Origin of the sequence: Rosenbergiella epipactidis, assembly GCF_018494055.1 — a bacterium.
GTDB classification, from domain to species: domain Bacteria; phylum Pseudomonadota; class Gammaproteobacteria; order Enterobacterales; family Enterobacteriaceae; genus Rosenbergiella; species Rosenbergiella epipactidis.
On record NZ_JABBFQ010000008.1, the window covers coordinates 113,866 to 137,785 of the forward strand.

General features: G+C 46.7%; 23 protein-coding genes and 1 pseudogene. 10 read left to right on the forward strand and 14 right to left on the reverse strand.

Annotation, left to right across the window (positions count from 1 at the left end; translation table 11 throughout):
- The first annotated feature begins 50 nt into the window (after window positions 1-50).
- Window positions 51-716 carry an oligogalacturonate-specific porin KdgM family protein gene (locus tag HGT71_RS12630; protein WP_214218109.1) on the forward strand — a complete coding sequence of 222 codons (666 nt, stop codon included), beginning with the start codon at window positions 51-53 and terminating at the stop codon, window positions 714-716.
- Window positions 717-1,062: 346 nt separating this feature from the next.
- Here HGT71_RS12630 and HGT71_RS12635 read toward each other — a convergent pair whose 3' ends face one another.
- A complete protein-coding gene (locus tag HGT71_RS12635) occupies window positions 1,063-1,980 on the reverse strand; it encodes a family 43 glycosylhydrolase (RefSeq protein ID WP_214218110.1) in 918 nt (305 codons plus the stop codon).
- Entirely contained in the window at window positions 1,977-3,209 is a 1,233-nt protein-coding gene (locus HGT71_RS12640) for an oligosaccharide MFS transporter (RefSeq protein WP_214218111.1), read from the reverse strand. The genes HGT71_RS12635 and HGT71_RS12640 overlap by 4 nt, the downstream gene beginning before the upstream one ends.
- Window positions 3,210-3,741: 532 nt before the next feature.
- Here HGT71_RS12640 and HGT71_RS12645 point away from each other — a divergent pair.
- Window positions 3,742-4,158: pseudogene (locus HGT71_RS12645) on the forward strand (carboxymuconolactone decarboxylase family protein).
- Window positions 4,159-4,303: 145 nt separating this feature from the next.
- Here HGT71_RS12645 and HGT71_RS12650 read toward each other — a convergent pair.
- Entirely contained in the window at window positions 4,304-4,810 is a 507-nt protein-coding gene (locus tag HGT71_RS12650) for a phenolic acid decarboxylase (RefSeq protein WP_214218112.1), read from the reverse strand.
- A gap of 388 nt (window positions 4,811-5,198) precedes the next feature.
- Between HGT71_RS12650 and htpG the strand changes: the two genes are divergently transcribed.
- The 4 genes from htpG to HGT71_RS12670 all read left to right on the forward strand — a co-directional run bounded on the left by htpG (window position 5,199) and on the right by HGT71_RS12670 (window position 10,252).
- A complete protein-coding gene (htpG, locus tag HGT71_RS12655) occupies window positions 5,199-7,067 on the forward strand; it encodes a molecular chaperone HtpG (RefSeq protein WP_214218113.1) in 1,869 nt (622 codons plus the stop codon).
- Between the two features lie 109 nt (window positions 7,068-7,176).
- Window positions 7,177-7,821, forward strand: coding sequence for an adenylate kinase (gene adk / locus HGT71_RS12660; RefSeq protein ID WP_099825686.1), 645 nt, complete (start codon window positions 7,177-7,179; stop codon window positions 7,819-7,821).
- Between the two features lie 87 nt (window positions 7,822-7,908).
- Window positions 7,909-8,868, forward strand: a complete 960-nt coding sequence (hemH, locus tag HGT71_RS12665; RefSeq protein WP_214218114.1) for a ferrochelatase — start codon at window positions 7,909-7,911, stop codon at window positions 8,866-8,868.
- 82 nt (window positions 8,869-8,950) lie between these two features.
- On the forward strand, window positions 8,951-10,252 hold the full coding sequence (locus HGT71_RS12670; protein WP_214218115.1) for an inosine/guanosine kinase: 1,302 nt from the start codon (window positions 8,951-8,953) through the stop codon (window positions 10,250-10,252).
- Between the two features lie 29 nt (window positions 10,253-10,281).
- Here HGT71_RS12670 and ybaL read toward each other — a convergent pair whose 3' ends face one another.
- Both ybaL and HGT71_RS12680 read right to left on the reverse strand, forming a co-directional pair.
- Complete coding sequence (ybaL, locus tag HGT71_RS12675; protein WP_214218116.1) at window positions 10,282-11,973, reverse strand: YbaL family putative K(+) efflux transporter; 1,692 nt, start codon at window positions 11,971-11,973, stop codon at window positions 10,282-10,284.
- A gap of 129 nt (window positions 11,974-12,102) precedes the next feature.
- Window positions 12,103-12,537: a PACE efflux transporter gene (locus HGT71_RS12680; protein WP_214218117.1), complete on the reverse strand. Its 435-nt coding sequence runs from the start codon at window positions 12,535-12,537 to the stop codon at window positions 12,103-12,105.
- 88 nt (window positions 12,538-12,625) lie between these two features.
- On the opposite strand from HGT71_RS12680, the gene HGT71_RS12685 reads away from it, so the two are divergent.
- Entirely contained in the window at window positions 12,626-13,492 is an 867-nt protein-coding gene (locus HGT71_RS12685; RefSeq protein WP_099825677.1) for a LysR family transcriptional regulator, read from the forward strand.
- On the opposite strand, the gene ybaK is transcribed toward HGT71_RS12685, so the two are convergent.
- From ybaK to HGT71_RS12700, 3 genes are read right to left on the reverse strand one after another with little or no spacing between them, the layout of a single operon-like run.
- Window positions 13,489-13,968 (reverse strand): Cys-tRNA(Pro)/Cys-tRNA(Cys) deacylase YbaK, encoded by a 480-nt coding sequence (gene ybaK / locus HGT71_RS12690; RefSeq protein ID WP_099825675.1) that lies wholly within the window; start codon window positions 13,966-13,968, stop codon window positions 13,489-13,491. The two genes, HGT71_RS12685 and ybaK, sit on opposite strands and share 4 nt — an antisense overlap.
- Window positions 13,965-14,786, reverse strand: a complete 822-nt coding sequence (locus HGT71_RS12695) for a TraB/GumN family protein (protein ID WP_214218118.1) — start codon at window positions 14,784-14,786, stop codon at window positions 13,965-13,967. Before HGT71_RS12695 ends, ybaK begins: the two co-directional genes overlap by 4 nt.
- Window positions 14,779-14,982: a cation transporter gene (locus tag HGT71_RS12700; RefSeq protein WP_214218119.1), complete on the reverse strand. Its 204-nt coding sequence runs from the start codon at window positions 14,980-14,982 to the stop codon at window positions 14,779-14,781. The genes HGT71_RS12695 and HGT71_RS12700 overlap by 8 nt, the downstream gene beginning before the upstream one ends.
- A gap of 91 nt (window positions 14,983-15,073) precedes the next feature.
- Here HGT71_RS12700 and cueR point away from each other — a divergent pair, with 91 nt between their 5' ends.
- The gene (gene cueR / locus HGT71_RS12705; protein ID WP_214218120.1) at window positions 15,074-15,487 is read left to right on the forward strand and encodes a Cu(I)-responsive transcriptional regulator; all 414 of its coding nucleotides are present in this window, start codon (window positions 15,074-15,076) and stop codon (window positions 15,485-15,487) included.
- Between the two features lie 4 nt (window positions 15,488-15,491).
- Here the strand turns inward: cueR and HGT71_RS12710 are convergent, their stop codons facing one another.
- The 6 genes from HGT71_RS12710 to ppiB all read right to left on the reverse strand — a co-directional run bounded on the left by HGT71_RS12710 (window position 15,492) and on the right by ppiB (window position 20,191).
- Window positions 15,492-16,349, reverse strand: a complete 858-nt coding sequence (locus HGT71_RS12710) for a co-chaperone YbbN (RefSeq protein ID WP_214218154.1) — start codon at window positions 16,347-16,349, stop codon at window positions 15,492-15,494.
- Between the two features lie 75 nt (window positions 16,350-16,424).
- A complete protein-coding gene (locus tag HGT71_RS12715) occupies window positions 16,425-17,210 on the reverse strand; it encodes an SDR family oxidoreductase (RefSeq protein ID WP_214218121.1) in 786 nt (261 codons plus the stop codon).
- Window positions 17,211-17,304: 94 nt separating this feature from the next.
- On the reverse strand, window positions 17,305-18,366 hold the full coding sequence (purK, locus tag HGT71_RS12720; RefSeq protein WP_214218122.1) for a 5-(carboxyamino)imidazole ribonucleotide synthase: 1,062 nt from the start codon (window positions 18,364-18,366) through the stop codon (window positions 17,305-17,307).
- Window positions 18,363-18,872: a 5-(carboxyamino)imidazole ribonucleotide mutase gene (purE, locus tag HGT71_RS12725; RefSeq protein ID WP_214218123.1), complete on the reverse strand. Its 510-nt coding sequence runs from the start codon at window positions 18,870-18,872 to the stop codon at window positions 18,363-18,365. Before purE ends, purK begins: the two co-directional genes overlap by 4 nt.
- 108 nt (window positions 18,873-18,980) lie before the next feature.
- Window positions 18,981-19,697, reverse strand: a complete 717-nt coding sequence (locus tag HGT71_RS12730; protein WP_214218124.1) for a UDP-2,3-diacylglucosamine diphosphatase — start codon at window positions 19,695-19,697, stop codon at window positions 18,981-18,983.
- Window positions 19,697-20,191, reverse strand: a complete 495-nt coding sequence (ppiB, locus tag HGT71_RS12735) for a peptidylprolyl isomerase B (RefSeq protein WP_048911738.1) — start codon at window positions 20,189-20,191, stop codon at window positions 19,697-19,699. The genes HGT71_RS12730 and ppiB overlap by 1 nt, the downstream gene beginning before the upstream one ends.
- Before the next feature lie 207 nt (window positions 20,192-20,398).
- Here ppiB and cysS point away from each other — a divergent pair, with 207 nt between their 5' ends.
- Complete coding sequence (gene cysS, locus HGT71_RS12740; RefSeq protein WP_214218125.1) at window positions 20,399-21,778, forward strand: cysteine--tRNA ligase; 1,380 nt, start codon at window positions 20,399-20,401, stop codon at window positions 21,776-21,778.
- Between the two features lie 278 nt (window positions 21,779-22,056).
- Window positions 22,057-23,787, forward strand: coding sequence for a phosphoethanolamine transferase CptA (locus HGT71_RS12745; protein WP_214218126.1), 1,731 nt, complete (start codon window positions 22,057-22,059; stop codon window positions 23,785-23,787).
- Window positions 23,788-23,920: the final 133 nt, after the last annotated feature.

Consider the following 23,920-nt stretch of genomic DNA (forward strand, 5'->3'; position numbering starts at 1 on the left):
TATCTCGACACACTACCTTTTGCTCCAAAAAAAAAACGTGCCCGTTATTGATGCTATTAGTGTTTTTTCCCTCTATTTCCTTCAGTGCAGGTAGCTGGATAGACGTCCGTGACGGCTATGAGACCGCATATAATCGTCACGAACTTTCCTTTAGGGGGGGCTATAATTTCGATAATACGGCCGGTATTATGTTTACGAGTGCCTATAATTTAGAAGCAATGAACCAGTTCGACTATAGTTGGCGTGAGTTGGAGGGATGGTATCCATTAGTTAACTATAATAAATTTTGGGTTACTGGTGGGGCTCTATTCAATGGTAATACCGATGGAAGTGGCGGGGCGGGTTATTTCGATTTTAAGTCTATGCTAAGGGAAGATTTGACGGTTACTTTACGTACTCGATACAATTATCGCAACTACGACTCAGACAACATATATAGTAGAAGAAAACCCGCAAACACTCTAGAGTCCCATCTTGGGGTAAGCTATAACATAAATAATGATTGGAATTACTATTTCGAGCCTGCCTACTTCAAACATTTGAATAACTTTCGTTCAGCAAATAATAAAAGTTATCATATTGAGGTCGATAATATGTTGACCTACTTGGGCTTCAAGCATATCCAGCCGTCGATAGAGTTGGCCTATCTCGATCGCTCTGCACAGCGCAATCGCAATAACTATCGTATACGAGTGGGTCTGCGCTACAATTTCTGAGAATAAGGGAATTGATTAATCTCGTCGTTGAAATGAGGATCTCTATTATCTCAGTAATCACGACATAGGTAGTAGTATTACGGGTTTCCTTTAAAAATGGGTCACTACGTTGATAGCTAGCAAAGCGCAGGCTTTAGCGAAAATCATTAATTACTACAGCGCCTAATCGTGATGTCGAATGACTCTATTGAGAGAGGGATGAAACAGCTTAGGGTTGATACCAACCAAGGAATTGCGGTGAATGATTAAGGCTAGCGCCACTTTCTGATTTTTCTCCAGAACAATGCTGAGAAATAATAAGCAGTGATAATCTATAGAGGTAGAAATTTATCACTGCCTTATCGAATTATATCGAATGGTTAATAGGTTTTATAGCACCGTCATCATCAAAGCATAATATCTTTTTCTGTAGCTCACGATGATACCCCGACTCATCGTTCCAGAGCTGGCCATCCTGCAACGAAAATTGATGGTAAAATAGATAGAACTCGTCGGAATTGGGCTTATTAATGACATCACAATGGCCCGTTGCTAATATATTTAGCGCTTCGCACTTTTCTAAAACAACATTGTCTTTCGGTATTATCAGAGGGTCTTCTATCGAGAAGTTATAACCGTATCTCAGACGGTAATCAGGATGTCTCGTATCGTTTTCAGACCATATATAATAATACCTATCTTTTCTGTAGAATACCGAGACAGCTTCTCTGAATGATCCGTCATTGGGTGTGATATAGGCGATGCTCTCTTCTTTTATGCTGACCATATCAGAATTTAATTCTGCGCGGGCGAGATACATATTTCCCCAGAATAAATAGTAGGAATCATTTTTCTTGTCATGGAAAACATAGGGATCGATCTCTTGCCCAGTATCTATCGAGGGATCCCGATATTTATCTGTAATTAATGGCGTACCTTTATCCTTAAACCCAGAGAAGGGTGACGTAGAGGTTGCCACCCCAATTTTTTGCTCAGCACAGAAGTAGAAAAAATAATGGTACTCATTATCTATCTTTTTCTCTATAGCACTGGGTGCCCACGCCTTATCGATAGCCCAAGAGACGTCTTTGGTGAGATCTAGGATGATGCCTTTTTTTTCCCAATCGATTAGGTCTTTGGATGAAAAACACTCGAAGTAAGTACCTTGCCAATTTAACTTTCCATCCGTAGTGGGGTAAAGATAGAAACAGTTATCTTTTTCGGAGAAAATTAGATCAGGATCGGCGTAAAAACCGTCGATTACCGCGCTATCGTTGTCTTTCACTGTTGAACTCCATATATTATTTTTACTTCATTTTTCTTTGCTAAAAGAAAGAAAGAGATGAGAGTAAAGGCTAACACTGCCACACTAAGATATATATAGGTTGCCCCGAAGCCTTTCTCTAAATAGGAGTAACCGACAATAGGGGAAATTATCGCGATACTCACCTGACTTACCGCTTGATAGCCAATGAGATACACACTCGAATTAACCGATTTATCGAATACTTCAGAAATATACTTGAATGTGGAAACCAAAAGCAGGCTAATCTCTATACCATAGATAGGTTTTAGAATGGATATCACGATATAACTATCGGTTAGGCCTGTAAACAGCATTCTGGTCGTGACGATCAACCCAACAAGTAGTAGCCCATTTCTTGCCCCGATTTTATTAACAAATTTTGGTAGGAGAAAGAACATAAAAAATTCTATTACGCATTGTAGGGTGCTTAAATAACCAAAAATAGAGGCACCTACCTCTCTTGTCGAAAAGAAGGTAACGAAATAGCGTGAAAACTGTTGTTCAGCGACCGCCATTATGCAGACTATTCCAATGACATAAAAGCAGAAATGGATAAAGTCCCGAGAGAGCAATGTCTCTTTAATCAATACTTTTTTTACCACATCTTTATCAATAACGATCGCTTCGGTTGTGGTTTTTAATCGAATGTTAATATTGTAGATTAGAGGAATGGTCAACATTGAAACGACACTCCCGAGTATAAAATTATAATAGGGAGAAAGATTAAACAGAACACCAGAGAAAAGAGAGCCAGCCGCCCATCCTAACGATCCCCACATCCGGATGCTACCGAATTCTTTATTGATTGTGTCACTGAATTTATCCATATAGGATTCAAATGCTGCAATCCCTGCGGCCCATCCCAACCCGATATAGACTCCGCCGAGAATTATCGCCGTATAAAGATGGTCAACTATCATGGGTGCATAGACAAACTTAAAGAAGGGATACATGAGTATTGATATGAGTGCCACTATATAGAGTATATGTTTTTTTAGTCCGTAACGATCCATTACCCTTCCGTAGATAGGTTGGATAATAATCGCGCAGATAGCGTTTACCCCAAATATCAGTCCTATTTTACTGTCATTTATTTTGACAACTCTATCCAGCCATAGCGCGAGTAATCCGATACATCCAGACCAAGAAAATACATATAGAAAAATCAGTAAGCTTATGTTTAGGTATTGTTTTTTAAGAATATCCAAGAGTATACCCTTTACGGTTAAATAGGCTTCTTAATTATTTCTATAACCGTTCGGCTAGAAATAGACGTCTCTTACATGATTTTCATTCGAAATATTAATGATTAATAACAAAGTAATGTTAAGCTAATGTAAATACAATGTAATTATTATGGAGTATGAGGTTTGTCACAATTTATCTTCATCCCTGTAGGACTACTGGGATTATCTTATTGATTTTTCTATTGGTATTGTTGAGCGTGAAGAGTGGGGAGCAGGCGCGGAGGATTCTATAGGCGGCGACATAACCGATAACAGTTTAGGGTAATCTTACTGAGCTTCGGCTTAGAATTGTCGCCATAGTAATCCGTCTTGGTACCTTGGTTAGGTCCGAACATCGCCTTTATCTAAACAGCCTGGTAATGCGCTACAGACGTTCGGCCTGCAACCTAACACGAGGGTAAAGTTAATACGCCCCTTAAGGTAGCACTCCAAGGAAATACGTCTTACCTTCTGCCTTACTATCTTCGTCTTGATAAAAAATAAAAGGAGAGATATACGCTTACCTTACTCAACGTTATTCAGCGAAGCTTATGCAGGATTATCCGCTACGAAGAAGTCTCTCGATAAAAGTACTCTCGGTAGGTCTCTAGTTGAATTATTTATTCAAGGGTCTCGCAAAGTAATGGATGTTCTTTTTGTGTAGAGATGCATGCTAAATCTTTGCGTTCGTTGGATGTCTATCTGGAAAAAATTGACGCTGTCGCCGGGTAGCGTGTCAGTAAGCGTTTTAGCGAGAAAGAGAGAGCTGCATTCAATGGGGGTGAGTCGTTATATTGCCAAGACTTATGCCAGTGGTGAAGATTATGACTTGTTGAAGGGGCACTTTAGTAACGTAGAAATCTCGGACCTCACTTTTGCGGTCGCGACCATGTCTGCATTGAATCGGCTGGCGATAGGTATGCGTCAATAAGTCTCAGACATGAATATGTCCTTGCCCCGTAGCGAGTATTTATACGCTACGGGGAGGCGAGACTATTGGCGTTAGTACAGACAGTAAATCCCTCAGTATACCTACTATAACAGCTTATATCAGCCGCATTGAAGGACCCGTACCCTCACTTATTCTCAAAAAAATCGGTAGGGAGTTGTCCAGGCGCAACGCAAATGACCGAATCGTTATCGGCACCTTCATTTTTCATATAGGTGACTTTCGCAAATTCAGGGATGACGACGTAAGGATAAGCCGGGCCTTCATCTCTAAACTTATACATATCCTCTATAAACTCATTCTGATAACAAATGGTTTTTTCAGGATGTTGGTTATCGCCACCTATCCATTGCGGGAAAAATATGGTGCCATGGACGATCTCTCTGTTGATATCAAATAGCAAACTGACGCATGTACCGGTGGGTTCATGCCAGTCTACTTTGTAGATACCCGGAGCGAATTGGACGGCACTCATTTTTTGGTGCGTGACCCATCGGCCCCCAACTAAGCCGTGATGGATCCGATAATCACAGGTATTATCGTTACGTGCATACCACTCATACTTCCAGCCATTGTCGTAGGTATAGACAAAATGGGTACCAATAAAGCCTGATAAGTCTTGAGATTCGTTCATATTTTCTCCTTTTCTCAGCGAGTAGAATTGTCTTTCTGTAAAAAATAGCCTTCTAGTGTTGTACAAAGAATCTATAAATCATCTCCTTGCGTTCAATGTTAAAAAAGGCATACATTTATAAGTTTAGCAGTAAAATTTTCGTGCAGCGAATAAAGGACAGATATTAGGTTTTCGTCGCGATTAAGGATTAGTGTAGCGCTAACTGTCTCCACTAAAGCTATCTGATATCGTTCGGTGGCTGTTTGTTACCGCGACAAAGTTAAATCGCTGGCTTCAACAGCGGCACTCAACGATGTTATTTATTATCTCCGCTTGAAAAGCCCAAAACTGTCCCCATCTCCTTAAACAACAATAATTAACCCGTCATTTTGTTGAGGATGAATAAAAAATGAAAGGACAAGAAACCCGTGGCTTCCAGTCAGAAGTAAAACAACTTCTGCACCTGATGATCCATTCTCTCTACTCAAATAAAGAAATTTTCCTCCGTGAACTGATCTCCAATGCGTCAGATGCTGCCGATAAATTGCGATTTAAAGCACTTTCTGATGCTAACCTCTATCAAGGTGATGGCGATTTACGCGTCCGCTTATCCGTAGACAAAGATGCCCGTACGCTAACATTAAGCGATAACGGTATCGGTATGACCCGCGAAGAGGTGATTGAGAACCTGGGAACTATCGCCAAATCAGGGACGAAAGCGTTTCTGGAATCAATGGGGTCAGACCAAGTTAAAGATAGCCAGTTAATTGGACAGTTTGGTGTTGGCTTCTACTCTGCGTTTATCGTCGCCGATAAAGTTACCGTTCGTACGCGTGCCGCTGGGGCGGCAGAAGACCAAGCGGTTTACTGGGAATCAGCGGGCGAGGGCGAGTATACGCTGGCCGATATTGAAAAAGCCGATCGCGGTACCGAAATTACACTGCATCTCCGTGAAGGCGAAGACGAATTCTTAGATACCTGGCGGGTAAAAAACATCGTTGGAAAATATTCCGACCACATCGCGCTGCCGGTAGAAATCGAAGAGAAAGACGAAGAAGCGGATACTACGACGTGGGAAAAGATTAATAAAGCCCAAGCGCTGTGGACCCGTAATAAATCAGAAATCAGCGAAGATGAATATAAAGAATTCTATAAGCATGTCTCGCATGACTTTGCCGATCCACTGATCTGGAGCCACAACCGTGTTGAAGGGAAGCAGGAATATACCAGTCTGCTATACATCCCGGCGCAAGCACCGTGGGATATGTGGAACCGCGATCATAAGCATGGCCTAAAACTCTACGTCCAACGCGTATTTATTATGGACGATGCTGAGCAGTTTATGCCGACTTACCTGCGTTTTGTACGCGGACTGATCGACTCCAACGACCTACCGCTTAACGTTTCCCGTGAGATCTTGCAAGATAGCCGTGTCACGCAAAGCCTGCGTACAGCACTGACTAAGCGTACGCTGCAAATGCTTGAAAAGCTGGCGAAGGACGATAGCGAGAAATACCTGACGTTCTGGAAAGCATTCGGTATGGCACTGAAAGAAGGCCCTGCTGAAGACTCTGCTAACTTGCCGACGATTGCTAAGTTACTGCGCTTTGCCTCGACCAAAAACGATAGCGCAGAGCAAACGGTCACGCTGGAAGACTACGTCGCACGTATGGCTGAAGGCCAAGAGAAAATCTACTTTATCACCGCAGACAGCTATGCCGCGGCGAAGAATAGCCCACACTTAGAGCTATTCCGTAAGAAAGGGATTGAGGTATTACTGCTTTCCGATCGTATCGATGAGTGGATGATGTCCTATCTGACTGAATTCGACGGTAAGGTATTCCAATCGGTCAGTAAAGCGGATGATTCATTAGAAAAATTGGCAGATGAAGAGACTGACGAACAAAAAGAGAATGAAAAAGCGCTAGAGCCATTCGTTGAGCGCGTAAAAACCTTACTGGGTGATCGCGTTAAAGAAGTGCGCTTAACACATCGTCTTACCGATACGCCTGCAATCGTTGTCACCGGTGCAGATGAAATCAGTACGCAAATGGCAAAACTCTTTGCGGCAGCAGGTCAAGAGGCCCCTGAGGTGAAGTATATCTTCGAGATCAACCCTGAACACCGTTTAGTCAAACAGGCTGCGCAAACGCAAGATGATGCGCACTTTGCCGACTGGATTGAACTTCTCCTCGACCAAGCGCTGTTCGCTGAGCGTGGAACCTTAGAAGATCCGAACCAATTTATTCGTAGAATGAATCAGTTACTCCTCGCGTAGTCCCCTTCCAAGGCGTCGTGAAAGCGACGCCTTATCTTGTGGTCAATGCAACATAGTGTTATTTTTGCCACTTCATAAGTTTATAGCAATTCGCAAGAGGTATTACGCAATGCGTATTATTTTGCTCGGAGCTCCGGGCGCAGGTAAAGGTACTCAGGCGCAGTTCATCATGGAGAACTACGGCATCCCACAAATTTCAACGGGTGATATGCTGCGTGCAGCAGTGAAAGCAGGGTCTCCATTGGGCCAGCAAGCTAAAGCACTGATGGATGCTGGAAAGCTAGTGACCGATGAACTGGTTATCGCCTTAGTCAAAGAACGCATTGCCCAAGAAGATTGCCAAAAAGGGTTTTTACTGGATGGTTTCCCACGGACAATCCCGCAAGCGGATGCAATGAAAGAAGCGAATATCGCGATTGATATTGTTTTAGAATTTGCCGTTCCTGACGAAGTTATCATCGGCCGTATTGCTGGCCGTCGTGTCCACGCGCCTTCTGGACGCGTTTACCATATCGAGTATAACCCGCCGAAAGCAGCCGATAAAGACGATGTAACCGGTGAGCCGCTCACTATCCGTAAAGATGATGAAGAAGCCACGGTTCGTCATCGTCTGGTTGAATATCATCAAATGACCGCACCGCTGATTAACTACTATACTCAAGCGGCGGCAAACGGTGAGACACGCTATGAAAAAATCGACGGTACGCAACCCGTCGCGCAAGTAAGTGCCCAACTGAAGTCATTACTCGACTAGTCATCTGTGCCGAACCGTTAGTAACTGTTCGGCATCTCACCACTGTTTGCCTTAACTGATTCGCTTTTTTTAAACCAGGAAAAGTATATGACCGTAGATAAACCGGGCGTGTTATTAGTTAATCTTGGCACGCCTGATGCCCCGACGACTGCCGCGGTAAAGCGTTATTTAAAACAGTTTTTAAGTGATAAACGGGTTGTCGACGTTCCCGACCTGTTTTGGCAACCTATTCTGCGGGGAGCTATCCTACCGTTCCGTTCGCCAAGAGTGGCCAAACTCTATGCTTCGGTCTGGATGGAAGGCGGTTCTCCACTGCTAGTGTTTAGTCAGCAACAACGTGACGCCTTGGCGGAAAAAACGGATATGCCGGTCGCGCTGGGCATGAGTTATGGTAATCCCTCTTTACAACATGCTGTCGATAGCTTGCTTGATCAGGGGGTGACGCGTTTGATTGTATTACCCCTCTATCCACAGTTTTCATCGTCGACGGTTTCTGCGGTCTGGGACGGTCTTTACAACACGTTCCGTAAACGTCGCACCATGCCAGCAATTAAGTTTATCCGTGATTATGCCACGCATCCTCTCTATATTGAGGCACTGAAAGATTCCGTAGAGCGTAGCTTTGCTGAACAGGGTAAACCCGATTTATTATTACTGTCGTTTCACGGTATCCCGCAACGTTTTGCTGATCAAGGCGATGATTACCCGAAACGCTGTGAACAGACTTACCATGCTTTAGCAGACGCCCTAGGGTTATCGTCTGAACAGATTATGATGACTTATCAATCTCGTTTTGGTCGTGAGCCATGGTTGATGCCTTATACCGATGAAACGATTAAGACACTACCGGATAAAGGTATTCGTCATATTCAAGTGATGTCTCCAGGCTTCTCAGCGGATTGTTTAGAAACACTTGAAGAGATTAATGAGCAAAACCGGGAATTTTTCATGCATGCGGGCGGCGAGAGTTTCCACTATATTCCCGCTCTTAATGCAGACCCTTTGCATATCGATATGATGTTAGACTTGGTAAATCAATTCAAATAATCTCAACCTAACGAGATAACTGAGTAATGAACAGGGGAATTATGCTACTATTCTGTGCCTATTTCCCTGATTACTCTGTACTATGAAATTTCCTGGTAAACGCAAATCAAAGCACTATTTCCCTGTTAACGCTCGCGACCCATTATTGATCTCAGTGCCGGTTGAGGCCGACTCGATGGGATGGTTGGTCGGTATCGATCAAACCATGGTGGATATCGAGGCAAAGGTCGATGATGACTTTCTTAGCCGTTATGGGTTAACCGGAGGATATTCTTTTATCCTTGAGGACGACGTCTCCGAGGCGCTTTATCAAGAACTTCGACAACGTGATCTTCTGTCGCACCAATTTGCAGGGGGAACGGTAGGTAATACTCTGCATAATTACTCCATGTTGGCGGACGACCGATCGATTCTTCTGGGGGTTATTTGCAATAACATCCATATTGGTGACTATGCCTATCGGTATCTCTGTAACACTTCCAGTCGGATGGACCTTAACCATATGCAAGGAGTGGATGGGGCAATTGGTCGCTGTTACACCTTGATTAACTCGGCAGGGGAACGCACCTTTGCCATTAACCCTGGTGATATTAATCAACTGTGGCCTGAAAGTATTCCTGAAGAGGTCATCGCCGGCGCTTCTGCCTTGCTGCTGACCTCCTACCTTCTTCGTGCTAAGCCCGGCGAACCAATGCCTGATGCGGCCATGCAGGCTATTGAGTATGCGAAAAAACACCAGGTTCCCGTCGTATTGACCCTGGGTACACGCCATATCATTGCCGACGATCCGCAGTTCTGGCGTGACTTTTTACGGGATCATGTTTCCATCTTAGCGATGAACGAAGAAGAGGCGCTAGAGCTGACGGGGGAAAACGATCCGCTGTTAGCCACAGATAAAGCGCTTGAGTGGGTGGATCTTGTGCTGTGTACGGCAGGACCTGCAGGCTTGTATATGGGCGGTTTTACTGAGGAAGCCAGTAAGCGTAAAACAAATCTGCCACTGCTTCCGGGGGCGATTGCTGAATTTAATCAGTATGAATTTAGCCGGGCAATGCGGGCGAGCGATTGCGAACAGCCGCTAAAGGTCTATTCACATATCGCACCCTATATGGGGGGACCTGAGAAGATCATGAATACCAATGGCGCAGGTGACGGGGCACTGGCGGCTTTACTGCATGACCTGTCGGCCAATATTTATCATCGCCAGAAAGTGCCTAACTCGAATAAACATCAGCACCATTACCTTACCTACTCGTCGTTATCGCAAGTCTGTAAGTATGCTAATCGCGTGAGTTATCAAGTACTCAATCAACATTCACCACGATTAAGCCGTGGCTTACCGGAGCGTGAAGACAGCCTTGAAGAGGCTTATTGGGATCGCTGAACCACAGCCCCCATGCTAGGGGGCAATAGCTAATTGAGCGGGCAAAAGGCGCTCTGTTGTTGAGGCAGCGTGCGTTGTACCGCTTGTTGGAGTCCATAAGCAATTTCCCTTTCTCCCATCACGATATGATCACAGCCGTGGGCGTGTAGATAGTCGACCTCATCATCATGGTGAGCTCGAGCAAAAATAGCTAAATCAGGACGTTGCTCACGAGCAGTTGCGGCGATTTCTCCCGACTCATAGCCATTAGGTATAGTGAGCAGTAGCCATTGCGCGCAGTCGAGTCGCATCAACGCCATCACTTCAGGTCTCGCGGCATTCCCGTAAATGGTCAAAATACCTTTTTCTCGCATTTCTTCAATTCGGCTGCGACTGTTTTCGACCACCACTACGGTGAGGCCTTCAGCGATAAGTTGTTCATAAAGCAGTCGCCCAACTCGGCCATAGCCGACAATTAAGGCATGGTGGCAAAGCGTCAGTGGAACTTGGGGAAGCTCTTCCACCAGTTCTGCTCCTTTTTCTTCCTTGGTTTCGTGTTTTTCTCGCTTCATCCAGCGCTCAGTTAGGGTAAAGAGAATCGGGTTAAGCATGATGGAGAGAATTGCGGCGGCTAAGACCAGATTTTGGCCCTCTTTACTCAGCAGATTGAGCGTGATCCCGAGGCCCGCGAGGATAAAAGAGAACTCGCCAATTTGTGCAAGGCTGACAGCGATAGTCATGGCGGTACGGGTAGAGTGCCCTAACACTTTTACTAGTAGCCACGCGGCCAGCGACTTACCGAACAGAATAATCACCAGCGCACCAATGATGGCGAACGGGCGCTCCAACAGAATATGCGGGTCGAACAGCATACCGACAGAGACGAAAAACAGTACCGCGAAGGCATCGCGCAAAGGGAGGGTATCGTGTGCGGCGCGATGACTGAGTTCTGATTCGTTTAATACCATTCCAGCAAAAAAAGCGCCAAGCGCGAAAGAAACATCAAAAAGTTCGACAGCACCAAAGGCGATACCTAATGCGAGGGCGAGGACAGAGAGAGTGAAGAGCTCACGTGAACCGGTTGCCGCGCTGCGAGATAAGATCCAAGGGATAAGCCGTCGGCCAACGATCATCATTAACAGCATAAAGGCGACAACTTTACCTAAGGTGAGTAACAGGTCCCAAGCGAGGAGGGAAAAATTGGCTTCCCCTTTTTCTAATACACCCGCCATCGCAGGGAGCAGAACCAAGGCTAAAACCATGACTAAATCTTCAACGATTAACCAACCGATGGCGATGCGCCCGCGTTGACTATCTAACAGCTGACGTTCTTCTAACGCTCGTAGCAACACCACGGTACTGGCGGTGGATAAGCAGAGGCCAAAGACGAGCCCGCTGATCAAGGGCCAGCCAAGCAATGAAGAGAGCCCCATTCCGAGCAAGGTGGCAACAATAATTTGGGCAATGGCCCCTGGAATTGCTATCGATTTTACCGACATCAAATCCTTCAATGAGAAATGTAAGCCAACGCCAAACATCAACAAAATAACGCCTAACTCGGCGAGTTCTGGGGCGAGATTCGTGTCGGCCACGAAGCCGGGAGTGAAGGGGCCGGCTAACACACCGGCTAAAAGATAACCGACTAACGGCGAGATACGTAGACGGTTGGCGAGCATTCCCAGCAGAAAAGCAAGCACCAATCCGCCTACAAGAGTCGTAATTAAGGGGGTAGTTGAATGCATCTGCCTCTCCATTTTGCAGGGAATAATGTCTTACCTTAGCAAAAAAAAGGATCGAGCAGGGGAATCCGTGAGTAAGTATAAGTAAAGGTTACAAAGTGTGACTTTTATACGAACTTATTGATCAGTGAGTTAGCGGCTCGTAACAACTTTACGTTTTAAATAATGGTTTACTAGACTATCCCATACCCAGTTATAAAGATAAGTGTAAGGGAGATAGAAAAATAGCAGCCCAATATCCATGGTAAAGGCGTCTTGAAGCGACATATTCATACACCAAGCCGTCAGGGGTAAGGCCATGCTCAATAAGCCCCCTTCGAAACCAATCGCTTGCAGTGAACGCACATAAAAGTTGCGGGGCGCACGGGGCGGATAGACGCGATCGAATAGGCTGTTAAACACCATATTCCAAGCCATTGCCAGCAAAGCAATGGCGATAACCGTTACGCCAATATGCCCAATAGGGCGTTGTAAAAGGAGGGCAGCAACCGGGATAGTGATGAGTAGCGCAGTAACTTCATACCCCACGGCGTGGAAAACTCTCTCTTTAAGCGATTTGTGACTCATTGTTCCTCCAAGTTGATTAGGGCTATATTTTCAACGGCGAGGGTGTATAGTGCAAACTAGCTAGTATCGTAAAAAACGATAGGTAAATATGTATTACTCACCCGAATCTCTCGAAGCCTTTGTGCAATCTGTGGCAAGCGGATCCTTTTCAGCTGCTGCGCGCGCATTAGGGAAAAGTCAGTCGACCATCAGCGTGGCGGTCTCTAGCCTTGAAGATCATCTAGGTTTTGCAGTGTTTGAACGCACCTCAAGGCACTTGATGCTGACGGAGGAGGGACGGCGTGTGTTGGCCCAAGCCAGAGAGATCTTAGCGGCAAACCAACGCCTCGACGATGTGGCTTTGCGTTTGGCTCAAGGTATCGAACCGCGAGTCACCTTGGCGATCTCCGACCACTGGCCTGCAGGCCACCATGATCGATTACTAAGCCAATTTGCCGAAAAGTTTTCGGAAGTAGAATTTGAATGCCTCATCGCTGAAAACGAAGATGTTATCGAATTATTGAAAAGTGGCCGTGCGCAACTTGGCTTAATCACTAAACAACCCCACCTTCCAACTGAACTGGTCAGCCGAAGCTTAGCGATTTCTGGTCATACTGGTATCTATCTGGCGAAAGACCATCCGCTGTGCCAACAGGCAACGCTGACGCTTGATGATCTAAAAGGTATCCGCCAACTGCAGCTTAATACTTGGAGTCGTGCAGGGATTCAACGTAGCGAAGGACTGGTATGGTCAGCCTCTTCTTACATTCTTTTGCTGGATATGGCGCAACAAGGGTTTGGCTGGGCAAAGTTACCCTGTTGGATGGTAGACTATTTTGGTAACGAGAGTCTAGCTCAGCTTCCCTTAGCTGGCTGGCCGCAACAAATTAACTTAGAGATTATTTGGTCTGCACGTCACAGCGTTGGCCCAGCCTGCTTATGGATGATTGATCAACTGACGGCCGCTAAGGATTAGTGGTCGCGCGCTATCTCGACAAACTGTGCACCCAGTTGAGTGGCGAGATCTTGTGGTGAGAGACTAATATCGAGTCCGCGTTTGCCACCGGAAATATAGATTTTGGATTGATGTTCAGCACTGCGATCTATCACTGTCGGTAATCGCTTCTTTTGGCCGAGAGGGCTTATCCCACCCACTTTGTAGCCCGTCGTCCTTTCCGCGATGGTGGGATCAGCCATATCCACTTTTTTACACTTTAAGGCCTTTGCCACTTTTTTTAGGTCAAGTTGTGTCGACACCGGGGTTACGGCTACCGCTAACTGCTTATTATCCCCGTTAATCGCGACCAGCAAGGTTTTGAACACGCTCGAGGCGACTAGACCTAACTTCTCAACGGCCTCATCACCAAAATGAGTATTAGTAGGATCGTGATCGTAGTGATGCTGTTGGTAAGCGATCTGCGCTTTCTCAAGTTGTAAAATGGCAGGGGTCATCGTGACTTTTCCTGTGCAGGTGAAGTGATAAGGCCAATCACATTATCGGGACCGCTCAAATGTAGAGCGCCCACAGCCACTAAATATCGGCCGGGGGGGAGAGCGAGTAATTGTCTCGCCCACTGTTTATTACGCTCGGTGATAAAAGTCTGCTGTAAATCGTCACCGAAACTACGCGATAGCTTAGGCAGTGGAGAGTGGGAGGATTGTTTTTTGGATAACCACCAATCAATCATCTTTTGTAACTGTCGCGCATTACTGCGCCAATGCACCAAGCTATCAAGTAATAAATCTAGGCCTTGATGGGGCAAGTTTGTCAGGAGTTGGAGTTGTTGTTGTGGGCTTTCCAGAGCAATTACCGGTTGATTCGCCTGGTGGGCAAGGTTTAATAGTTGATGGTCCACCCCAAATTCGGGGCGTAGTCCCAGCATATGGGCTTGTTTCTGTTGTAATGTCAGGCCAATCTGCCACGCAGGAAACTGAGCAAGCATTAAGGGATCGAGGTGACACTCTTGGCAGGCCGCTTCAAACTGTTGCCACTGCTCGGGTGTTAACTGTTGCTGTAGCGTGGGGACCTGAGCTGAAGAGTCAATTTCAGGGACTTGGCTTTGCGTAATATCAGCTTCAACAACTAAAGCGTGACAGTCACGCAGTCTGTTACGTAGCTCGCTCGGTAGGGGAGCCATCGCAGGCACGCCCATATGAATACTGCCAACAAGAATAAACTCTCGCTCTCCTCGTGGACAGGTATACGAGAGCCATTCTTGGTTCGGCCTAAGCCACTGACGAATTTTGGTTAGAAACGAAGTATTAGTCATCGAGATGAGCGTGATAGCCTTCGTCACTGATCACATCGATTAACACCTCTGGTGCTGCCGTACTGACGACGGTGGCATGGTCAATCGTCACCTGTGCTGAGGTGACATCAGAGCGTTGTTCGAGTATCTTTTTAACTTGTGAGACACAATGATTACAAGATAGACCGCTGAGAGTGAATTGTAATGTGCTAGACATAGTCGCTCCTAATTCAGAGGGTGTAAAACAGTAGTGTAGACCTTACCCTTAGGGGGAGGTCAAGCCTTGCGCACGAATCGAGGAGTAAAAGATGAATATTAGCCAAGCCGCACAGCGGACAGGACTCACCAGTAAAGCAATTCGTTTTTACGAAGACAGAGGGCTATTCACCCCGCCGCCTCGATCCCTTAATGGCTATCGAGACTACCATGATCAGCATATCGAGGAATTGACCCTTATTAAGCAAGCGAAAGCTGCAGGATTTTCTTTGGATGAGTGTCGGGAATTCGTCGAACTGTATCGTGATCCGCAGCGCCGAAGCGCAGATATAAAAGCGCGAACTCTAGAGAAAATTGAGCAGTTAACTCGTCAGCTGGATGAAATTACCCAAATACGGCAGCGATTAATAAGCTTGGCGGCGAATTGCCCCGGCGATGATAATGCAGAGTGTCCGATAATTGCCGGATGGACTCAGGGCTGTCATCAAAACAGCCCAGAGTCCTAAGATCTTAGTAGAGCAGGGAGTAGAGCTGGCGACGATAACGTGTAGCCAGTGCATCACCAGTCCCTAAGGCCGCAAGAATTTCCTGGAACGTTTTTCTCACTTGCCCTTCGCCACAACTGAGGTCTTTACGCAGCAAGGTGAAGAGTAGCTCCAACGCTTCTTCATGACGACCCACTTGCTGTAATTGGATCGCCAGATGGTTGGCAACGCTTGCATTGTTCGGATCGTCGGCGAGCTCTGCTTGTAACTGCTGGATTTGCGGTGAATCCGCCGCTTGCTTGAGTAAATCGATCTGCGCCAATAATCCCTGATAACGGCTATCTTGATCCTGTAAGGGTACGGCTTTTAATACGTCTTCGGCTTCTTCACTGCGGTTTAGGTCGAGTAGGGTTTGTGCATAGAGAAAGCCGATTTCACTACTCTTTTCACTCAGTTGCCAAGCATCACGCAGCAGAGGGAGGGCCTCTAGCGGTTTATCTTCGGCCAGCAAGGCTTGCGCCTGTTGCACTTTTAGATCTTCTTCGCGGGGCAACACTTTGGCCAGCAATTCACGAATAGCCGCTTCAGGTTGTGGCCCTTGGAATCCATCGACGGGTTGACCATTTTGAAAGAGATAGACAGTCGGAATAGCGCGCAGACCAAATTGACTCGCGATATGCTGCTGTTGGTCACAATCGAGGCGAGCGAGGATAAATTGTCCGGCGTACTCATTCGCCAACTTTTCTAATACTGGGTTAAGCTCAAGACAATGCTGACTACGCTCTGACCAGAAGTAAAAGACCACGGGGATCTGAGCCGACTGCTGTAATACCTGTTGAAGGTTACTCTCGTCGATCTCAATAATCGACGCCTGGGGTGACATCATAATATTCCTCATCTATTAACTCTTCGCTTAACGCTAAACATGGGGATCTTTTCGCTCAGCTTCAAGCGGTATTCACGATTTCTTACTGGGATTATTGAGAATACTGTCCATCAGCCAGCTTGGTAGCAGGCGCTTTGCGATAGCCATCGCGTAAGTGACTAGGGTGACAGGATAGCGGCGTAGAGGGTAACGGCTTTCTAGCGCATGACGTATTTTCGGGAGCAGCGCTTCAGGGGGCAGGGCGAAGCGAGCGGCTATTCCTGGGTTTTCGATAGGATTAGCGTGATCCCCTTGCTGAACGTTAGTCGAAAACGCCGTGGTGATCGGCCCAGGCTCAAGCAAGCTCACCGAAATAGGCTCCTTGGAAAGCTCCATTCGCAGCGTATCGGTCCAAGCCTCTAAGGCATATTTACTGGCAGCATAGGCACCGCGCCCAGGGGTGGCAATAAACCCCATTACCGAACTGGTATTGAGAATTCGCGCATGGCCATTTGCTCGCAGCAGCGGCAACAATCCTAAGGTTAACTGATGTACGCCAAAGAAATTGGTTGAGAACTGACGTTCCATTTGTTGCCGGCTAATGGTCGTTAAGGGACCATACTGACCGTAACCTGCATTATTGAATAGGGCAAAGAGCTTTCCGCCAGTAAGGGATTTAACGCTTTCGATGGCCTGTTCAACCGAGGTAGGATCATCCATATCGATCAGTATGGCCGTCAGTCCTAACGCATTCAATCGGCTTAAATCGTCGGGTTTACGACAGCCTGCAATAACACGGTATCCACGCTGGTGAAGGTCGAGGGCGCTAATCAGGCCGATGCCACTTGAGCAGCCAGTAATAAGGACATTTTTTTGCACAGGTTAAGGCTCAGGAGAGTGAGAATACTTCTACGCTAGCATAGAGAGAGGGCAAAGTGCCAGTTTTGCTGGGGGGATCCCCCAGCAAGGATTATTATTGATTTTTCGCCCAGGCGAGCGCGGGGGCATATTCGGCAGGCAGTAAGTGAGAGAGCTGAGATAAGCTCTGCTGCAAGGCAGTCGACTCTGTGCTACAGAGAGTCAAGTGGCCCACTTTTCGGCCGGGCCGCACGGCTTTGTCGTACCAGTGTAGATGGATAAGCGGATCGGCTAGCCAGCGGTAATCAAGCTCACAACCAATCAGGTTAATCATTACCGCGGTTGATTCAACAACCGGACGCGGCAGCGGTAAATCGCAAAGGGCGCGAAGATGCAGTTCAAATTGGCTAATTGATGCGCCGTTTTGTGTCCAGTGTCCGCTGTTGTGAACTCGTGGGGCTAACTCGTTGATTAATAAACCCTCGGGTGTGACAAAGCACTCCATTGCCATCACACCGACATAGTTTAATTCCGTCAGAATGGCGGTCAACATCGCTTCTGCTTGCTGTTGATGCGCAGGGCTAGGTTGTGGGTGCGCGACACTGGCAAACAGAATCCCCTGCTGATGCAGATTATGTGTTACCGGGTAAAACACGATTTCTCCGGCGGCATTTCTGGCCCCGACCAGCGAAAGTTCGCCAGTGAAATTTATCGCTTGTTCAACGATGCATTCGCCGTAGCATTCATTCGGTAATTCTTCGGTGGTCTGGGAGGTGAGTCGCCATTGCCCTCGACCATCATAGCCACCGGTGCGGCGCTTAATAATCGCCAGCTCACCGTAGGTTGCAAAAATAGTTGGCCATTGCTCAGCAGAACGGAGTAATTGCCACGGGGCGGTGGCAAGACCCAGTTGGTCCAGTAACTGTTTCTGAGGCAATCGGTCGGCTAATCGAGGGAAAATATCCCGATTGATAAATGCGTCATGAGAAGCTAATTGGCGGGTAAGGGGGGTCTCTGGCCAACGTTCGATTTCAGCGGTAATGATACTTTGCTTAATCGGCAGTTCATCAGGATTCGCATCAATCCCTACCGGATGCACCGCTATGCCTAAGGGTTCGCCCGCTTGGCGCAACATTCTACCTAATTGACCATTCCCGAGCACGCAGACTGACTTCATGCATCCTCCCGCGGATCGGGGTGTTGCAGCACGGCATCGGTCTGCTTAACACGCCATTCAGCCAAACGCGAAGCAATTAGGGAGTCATGCAGGGCAAGGATTTGTGCCGCTAATAACGCCGCATTGGCCGCACCCGCTTTACCGATCGCCAGGGTACCAACCGGAATACCCTTAGGCATTTGTACAATAGAGTAAAGGCTGTCAACACCACTTAAGGCTGCGCTTTGCACAGGTACGCCTAACACTGGGACCAGGGTTTTTGCCGCGAGCATTCCGGGCAGGTGTGCTGCACCGCCCGCGCCCGCGATGATGACATCGAAACCCTGCTGTTGAGCGTTTTCGGCGAAGCTAAAGAGTTTATCGGGGGTACGGTGGGCGGAAACGACTTCCACATGATGGGCAATGCCTAACTCGGTTAATACGTCAGCGGCAGACTGCATCGTAACCCAGTCACTTTTTGAACCCATGACTATGGCGACTTTAGCGGGGGCAGAACTTAACGACATGAACTCAACTCCTCGTTCCTAAAACGTACACAAGCTTCTCTGACTCACGATAATTAGGCCGCAAGAATAGCATGTCAATGCTGTTAGGAAAACGGTTGCGTCGTATTATTACCAAGGAAAATGGCTAAGGGTTAAGCCTTGTTCGGTCCATTCGATCATCCACCCTTCATGGTGCCACGCGCCTAGCACGGCTCGTTGAGCTAAGGCTGAAATCTCAGGGATGGGGTGGATCGCCGGTTGGTGGGTATGGCCATGCACCAGTAAGGTCGCCTGATGCCGCTGCAGTACTTCAATCACGGCTTGTGGGTTGACGTCCATCACGGCCATGGTTTTATGCTGATTAGCCTGTTGACTGCTTTGTCGCATTTTACGGGCGATATTAAGACGTAATGCGAGCGGTAGACGTAAGAAAAGCCATTGGATCCATGGTGTGTGGACTTTCTTACGAAAGGCCAGGTAGCCGATATCATCGGTACAGAGTGTGTCGCCATGCATAATGACCAGTCGTTGACCAAAACGTTCAAGGACAACCTCTTCAGCAAGTCGTTGCATACCGGCTTGTTGTGCAAAGCGTTTACCCACTAAAAAATCCCGGTTGCCATGAATAAAATAGACTGGGATAGGCAGCGCAGCGAGAGCTTGTGCGATTTGCTGATGGAGTGGGGAGGGGTCATCATCGCCAATCCACGCTTCAAATAGGTCGCCTAAAATATAGAGTTCGCTACAGGTTAACGCTTGATTGGCGAGAAAATGCAGAAAACCGGCAGTAATTGCCGGTTCTTCCTGACACAGATGAAGATCTGCGATAAACAGGATTCGTGACATTACTCGGTCACGATCGCTTTTTGAATCACAACATCTTCTTTAGGCACATCTTGGTGCATACCACTGCGGCCCGTTGATACTGCCTTGATTTTTTCAACTACGTCCATGCCTTCAACCACTTCAGCAAAGACACAGTAGCCCCAGCCTTGAACGCTTTCGTCACGGAAGTTCAGAAAGTCGTTATCAGCAACGTTGATAAAGAATTGTGCCGTTGCAGAGTGAGGCGCAGAGGTACGGGCCATCGCTAGCGTACCACGGGTGTTTTTTAGGCCATTGTTAGCTTCATTACGAATTTCTGCTTTGGTATTTTTTTGCTGCATACCAGGTTCAAATCCGCCGCCTTGGATCATAAAACCATTGATCACACGGTGGAAAATAGTGTTGTCGTAAAAACCTTCGCTACAGTAGCTTAAAAAGTTTTTTACTGTTTCTGGTGCTTGCTCATCAAAAGTTTTGATGACGATATCGCCAAAATTCGTTTGGAAGGTGACCATAATGATTTCCTGTCAGGGTTAAAATAACTATTCGCTGGTTTTCACCGGCAGTTTGTGCCGCCGGAGGTTCTATTTTATAACATAAATTGATGCATTACGTCAGTATTGTCCAAGACGCGGTGACAGGGCTTGCATTCATTCGCTTGAGGAATAAAAATACGGCACACTACGCAAAAAAGTCGCGACACATCATTACGGAAGAGTTACATGCTGAAAATTTTTAACACGCTAAGTCGACAAAAAGAAACTTTCACGCCAATTCATGCGGGAAAAGTTGGAATGTATGTCTGTGGCATTACGGTGTATGACCTCTGTCATATTGGGCATGGTCGGACTTTTGTGGCGTTTGATGTAATTTCACGTTATTTGCGTTATAGCGGCTACCAGCTTAATTATGTACGCAACATCACTGACGTTGATGACAAGATTATCAAACGTGCCAATGAGAATAATGAAAGGATTGAGCAGCTGACTGACCGGATGATTGCGGAGATGCACAAAGATTTCGCCGCACTGAATATTCTACCGCCCGATAGCGAGCCTCGTGCGACTAAACATATCGGCGACATTATCAGCCTAACCGAAAAACTCTTGGCGCGCGGCCACGCCTATGTGGCAGATAACGGCGATGTGATGTTTGATGTGATGACCAATAAACAGTATGGCATTCTCTCTCGTCAAGATCTGGAGCAGTTACAAGCAGGGGCTCGGGTCGAGGTCGCTGAAGTCAAAAAGAATCCGATGGATTTTGTGCTGTGGAAAATGGCTAAGCCGAACGAACCGGGTTGGGCTTCTCCGTGGGGCGTTGGGCGTCCAGGTTGGCATATCGAATGTTCTGCGATGAATTGCCAGCAACTGGGTATGCACTTTGATATTCATGGCGGAGGATCGGATTTAATGTTCCCTCACCATGAAAACGAGATCGCGCAATCCACCTGTGCCCACGATGGTCCTTACGTTAATTACTGGATGCACTCTGGTATGGTGATGGTTGACCGAGAAAAGATGTCCAAATCCTTGGGTAACTTCTTCACCGTTCGCGATGTACTGCGCCATTTCGATGCCGAGACGGTGCGTTACTTCCTGATGTCAGGGCATTACCGTAGCCAGTTAAATTATGGTCAGGAGAATCTGGAGCAAGCGCGAGCAAGTTTAGAGCGCCTCTATACTGCCTTACGTGGAACGGATCCGTATGCCACATCCATGGCCGATGCAGGCTATGAGCAGCGTTTCCGTGAAGCGATGGATGACGATTTCAATACGCCTGAAGCCTATTCAGTGCTATTCGATTTAGCGCGGGAAGTGAATCGTTTAAAAAATGAGGATATGGCCCTAGCCAATGCGGCGGCGGCGAAACTCAGGGAATTGGGAAGCGTCCTCGGCATTTTACAACAATCACCTGAAGCCTTTTTACAGCATGGTACGCAGGATGAAGAAGTTGCGGAGATCGAAGGGCTGATTGCGATGCGTAATCATGCGCGCCAAACTAAAGACTGGGCTCAAGCCGATATTGCGCGAGATAGATTAAATGCGTTAGGTATCGTTCTCGAAGACGGCCCACAAGGCACGACTTGGCGTCGTAAATAATCGTTGAAGCCATTCAAGAGAAAGTGTACTTGAATGGCTTCTGTTTCCTTTTGCACTTCTCCATCGCGCCACACTGGTTATTTCCCCCATACTTTTCGATCAGTTATGCATGTCCATCAATACAAATTGTTATAGATGATGTTAATTTATGTCCTAGACCATTTCGAACATATTAATTGCCGGAATAATCTTATACCCTGCAGGGGTTTTATTTCTTATTTCGTTATTTTTCTGTCGGCATACCCTTCAAGACTATGCTGCTTTTTACAGGATTCTCTATGAATATGAATCAGTCTGCCTCCCCCAAATTTAGCTGGAAAGCACTGGGGATAGCACTGCTCTATTTTTGGTTTTTCTCAACGTTTTTACAGGTTGTGATTGTCGCGAGTGGCTATAGTGGAACAAATGGATTACGGGATTCGCTCTTATTCAGCTCGTTATGGCTGATCCCAATTTTACTTTTCCCGCGATTAACTAAAGTCTTGGCGGGACTTATCGGTGTGGTGCTGTGGGCGGCATCCGTTGCGGCACTTGGCTATTATGTTATTTATGGGCAGGAGTTTTCACAAAGCGTTCTTTTCGTCATGTTCGAAACTAATGCTAACGAAGCAAGTGAGTACCTAAGCCAATACTTCAGCCTGAAAATGATCGCCGTGGTGGTGGTCTACACCCTTATCGCCCTGTTTTTATGGAGTCGTTTACGCCCAGTCTATCTGCCGAAAATTTGGCGCTGGGGAGTAAGCTTTGGTTTGCTTTATGGTCTGATTATCAATCCTATCGTTGTCGATACCGGCATCAATCATAAGCCGCTTGATAACACCTTGAATAACTTGGCCTCACGCATGGAACCGGCTGCACCGTGGCAGTTTGTGACGGGGTACTATCAGTATCGTCAACAGTTAGCGGAGATGGATAAGCTACTGAGTAAAAATAACCAGCTGCCGCCATTAGCTAACCTAACAGACAGTTCTGGTCAGGCGCCGCGTACTTTAGTGCTGGTAATCGGTGAATCCACGCAACGTGGAAGAATGAGCTTGTATGGTTATCCGCGAGAGACCACACCGGGTTTAGACGAATTACATAAGACAGATCCTCGTTTGACTGTCTTTGATAATGTCGTGACGTCTCGTCCTTATACCATTGAGATATTACAACAAGCCCTGACCTTTGCCGATGAACAACATCCTGATCTCTATCTGACTCAGCCGTCATTGATGAATATGATGAAGCAGGCGGGGTATAAGACCTTTTGGATAACCAATCAGCAAACGATGACAGAACGTAATACTATGCTGACGGTTTTTTCAAAACAGACCGACCAGCAATATTATATGAATCAGCAACGGACGCAGAGTGCACGGGAATATGATACGAATGTACTGGGTCCTTTCCAAAAAGTACTGAACGATCCGGCACCGAAGAAGTTTATCATTATTCATTTGCTCGGTACTCACATTAAATATAAGTTCCGTTACCCAGAGAACGAAGGTGTCTTTGATGGGAATACTCAGCATCTTCCTGCAGGCTTAACGCCGGAACAGGTGGCAACCTATAATGATTATGACAGTGCTCAACACTTCAACGACAAAGTTGTCACCCAAATAATCAAAGATTATCGTGCAACCGACCCGAACGGTTTCTTGTTGTACTTCTCTGATCATGGTGAAGAGGTTTACGATACGCCCCCTCACCAGACCCAAGGTCGTAACGAAGAAACCCCGACCCGGCATATGTACACAATTCCTTTCCTCGTGTGGACCTCGACGTCTTGGCAAGCTGCGCACCCACGTGACTTCTCCACAGATATCCATCGTCAGTACAGCAGCTCGCAGTTGATTCACACTTGGTCTGACCTCGCGGGGCTTAGCTATCAAGGTTATGATGCTACGCGCTCTGTTGTCAGCCCTGAGTTTGTGAGAGTTACGCGTTGGATCGGCAACCCTTATAAAAAGAATGGGCTAAAAGATTACGACGCTTTACCTTTTGCAGATCAAGTCGGTAACCAATAATCCTCTTCTCCCCCCCATACGGGGGGGAATCATTCACAAAAAATGCAGTAAGTTCCCCAACGTCCAAGACTTCGCACTTAATGTGTAACGAAGATTGTTTCATTTTTTACACTGTCATTTATAAGATAAATCT

What these genes read in the sequence shown, in the direction of transcription:
- HGT71_RS12630 (WP_214218109.1), top strand. Translation starts at nt 51, where the DNA reads ATGCTATTAGTGTTTTTTCCCTCTATTTCCTTCAGTGCAGGTAGCTGG.
- HGT71_RS12650 (WP_214218112.1), bottom strand. Translation starts at nt 4,810, where the DNA reads ATGAACGAATCTCAAGACTTATCAGGCTTTATTGGTACCCATTTTGTC.
- htpG (WP_214218113.1), top strand. Translation starts at nt 5,199, where the DNA reads ATGAAAGGACAAGAAACCCGTGGCTTCCAGTCAGAAGTAAAACAACTT.
- adk (WP_099825686.1), top strand. Translation starts at nt 7,177, where the DNA reads ATGCGTATTATTTTGCTCGGAGCTCCGGGCGCAGGTAAAGGTACTCAG.
- hemH (WP_214218114.1), top strand. Translation starts at nt 7,909, where the DNA reads ATGACCGTAGATAAACCGGGCGTGTTATTAGTTAATCTTGGCACGCCT.
- HGT71_RS12670 (WP_214218115.1), top strand. Translation starts at nt 8,951, where the DNA reads ATGAAATTTCCTGGTAAACGCAAATCAAAGCACTATTTCCCTGTTAAC.
- ybaL (WP_214218116.1), bottom strand. Translation starts at nt 11,973, where the DNA reads ATGCATTCAACTACCCCCTTAATTACGACTCTTGTAGGCGGATTGGTG.
- HGT71_RS12680 (WP_214218117.1), bottom strand. Translation starts at nt 12,537, where the DNA reads ATGAGTCACAAATCGCTTAAAGAGAGAGTTTTCCACGCCGTGGGGTAT.
- HGT71_RS12685 (WP_099825677.1), top strand. Translation starts at nt 12,626, where the DNA reads ATGTATTACTCACCCGAATCTCTCGAAGCCTTTGTGCAATCTGTGGCA.
- ybaK (WP_099825675.1), bottom strand. Translation starts at nt 13,968, where the DNA reads ATGACCCCTGCCATTTTACAACTTGAGAAAGCGCAGATCGCTTACCAA.
- HGT71_RS12695 (WP_214218118.1), bottom strand. Translation starts at nt 14,786, where the DNA reads ATGACTAATACTTCGTTTCTAACCAAAATTCGTCAGTGGCTTAGGCCG.
- HGT71_RS12700 (WP_214218119.1), bottom strand. Translation starts at nt 14,982, where the DNA reads ATGTCTAGCACATTACAATTCACTCTCAGCGGTCTATCTTGTAATCAT.
- cueR (WP_214218120.1), top strand. Translation starts at nt 15,074, where the DNA reads ATGAATATTAGCCAAGCCGCACAGCGGACAGGACTCACCAGTAAAGCA.
- HGT71_RS12710 (WP_214218154.1), bottom strand. Translation starts at nt 16,349, where the DNA reads ATGTCACCCCAGGCGTCGATTATTGAGATCGACGAGAGTAACCTTCAA.
- purK (WP_214218122.1), bottom strand. Translation starts at nt 18,366, where the DNA reads ATGAAGTCAGTCTGCGTGCTCGGGAATGGTCAATTAGGTAGAATGTTG.
- purE (WP_214218123.1), bottom strand. Translation starts at nt 18,872, where the DNA reads ATGTCGTTAAGTTCTGCCCCCGCTAAAGTCGCCATAGTCATGGGTTCA.
- HGT71_RS12730 (WP_214218124.1), bottom strand. Translation starts at nt 19,697, where the DNA reads ATGTCACGAATCCTGTTTATCGCAGATCTTCATCTGTGTCAGGAAGAA.
- ppiB (WP_048911738.1), bottom strand. Translation starts at nt 20,191, where the DNA reads ATGGTCACCTTCCAAACGAATTTTGGCGATATCGTCATCAAAACTTTT.
- cysS (WP_214218125.1), top strand. Translation starts at nt 20,399, where the DNA reads ATGCTGAAAATTTTTAACACGCTAAGTCGACAAAAAGAAACTTTCACG.
- HGT71_RS12745 (WP_214218126.1), top strand. Translation starts at nt 22,057, where the DNA reads ATGAATATGAATCAGTCTGCCTCCCCCAAATTTAGCTGGAAAGCACTG.